1 protein-coding gene and 1 pseudogene are annotated in these 1651 nt (G+C 74.7%); both read right to left on the bottom strand.

Annotated features, from left to right (window positions below):
* Positions 1–439 (bottom strand): annotated as a pseudogene (locus tag IY392_RS15300) (hypothetical protein); the annotation flags it as partial.
* An 11-nt stretch (positions 440–450) separates the two neighbouring features.
* The coding region (locus IY392_RS15295) for an alpha/beta hydrolase (RefSeq protein WP_194861668.1) at positions 451–1651 on the bottom strand (1201 nt) is incomplete at its 5' end.

Below are 1651 nucleotides of genomic sequence, written 5' to 3'. Positions count from 1 at the left end.
GGGTCGCCCGCTCGGCTACCGGGGCCGGTGGGGACGACTGAGCGGAACGACGTGGGGCGACGACCGCCGCGGCCGCCGCGGTCGTGGGCACCGAGACCTGGGCGGTCCCCGCCGTCGAGGACCCCGTCTCCGCCGTCCCGGCGTCTGTCGCGGGACCATCGCCGACCGGGGTGTCCGGGCTCTCGACCGAGGTCTCGGTGGAGTCGCCGGGTGCACCCTCATCGGCCGGCTCGGAGGTGGTCACGGCGACGGGCTCCGGCGAGGCGTCGGCGGTCTGGGCGGTGGACACCTGCTCGCGCGCCCGCTCGACCGCCAGGGCGTTGCGGTGGGAGTCGTACCAGAGTCCGGTGGAGATCAGCCCGGCGGAGACCACGCCGAGGGCGCCCACCCCCAGAGCGGTGGCCGAGGGGCGTGGGAAGCGGGAGTCCAGCGGAGCCATGGGCCCCAGTATCAGTCACCCGCGGTGCCCGGGACAACCCCGAGCCCCGCCGCGCGTGTCGACACCGGAACGGCGACAAGGCGTTCCGGACCCTCCCACAGGACCTGGGCGTCACCGTACGGGTCGTCGGCCCGGCGGAGCCACAGCCCCGTGGCATGACGCCACACCGTGGGCAGGATCCGTCCGTCATCTCCCGGGCCGGCGCGCGTGTGGCGGGCCCGGATCCGACGGTCACGCCAGAGCGGCACCCGGCCGCCGAGCATCACGGCGAGCATCGCCTCGAACGCACCGCACCCGCGGTCGAACACCCCGCCGTGGCCGCGCGTGCCGTAGACGGGGGTGCCGTCGGCGAAGTACCCGGTGTCGAGGCGGGTGGCGCCGTCGGAGAGGTCGGAGGTGGACCAGGCCCGCCTCAACCCCCATCTGACCTGCAGTAGCTCGACCGGGTCCCCGGGAGCGGTGAACGAGAACCTGCGGACGGGACCGGGGGACCGCCAGTCGGCCGGCCCCGACACCCCCACCCCGAGATCCGGGGACTCGGCGTAGATCACCCGGTCGGCGCGCAGCCCCAGCCGCTCCGCGGTCCCGACGATCCGCCCGCCGTAGGAGTGGCCCACGACGGTCAGCGCCGCGCCCGGGCACTCGATCTCGATCACCCGGTCCACCTCCCGACAGAACCGGACCAGGCGGGGCGCCATCGCCTCGGCGTACCGCGGATCGCCGGCGTCGGCCATGATGTCCTGCGGGAACTCGCCGTCGAGAAACGCCACCACGACCAGCCGGCCACCGCCGGCCTCCACCAGGTCCACCGCGACGTCGGTGTTGACGTGGGACATGTCGAGGTTGGTGCCCGTGCCGGGGACGTAGACCGCGACCGCCTCGGTGCGCGGACCGACCTCCCCCACCACCTCGATCATCCGCCCACCCCGCAGGGGGGAGAACCCCACGAAGGACCGACGACGACGACCCGGCCCCCGTCGCGTCATGGTCTCCAGTCGCCCGATCCGCGGACTCCACGGTGTCCCGGCCAACTGCTCGCGGTGCAGTGCGCGGCGTACCAGGACTGAGTTCGCCCGCGCCCGCACCGGCCACGGAACGCCGTAGGTGCCGCCGACGGCGTCGGGCTCGGCCAGCGCGAGCAGGCGCCGGTCGGCGGGGCTCAGGTGCTCGATGCTCGAGTACACCTCGTCGGGCGTGGCCTCTGGCCAGGCC

Origin of the sequence: Dietzia sp. SYD-A1 (genome assembly GCF_015356725.1) — a bacterium.
In the GTDB taxonomy this organism is placed as follows: Bacteria; Actinomycetota; Actinomycetes; order Mycobacteriales; family Mycobacteriaceae; genus Dietzia.
Note: the sequence above shows the minus strand (reverse complement) of the source record. Positions and strands in the feature narration are given on the sequence as shown.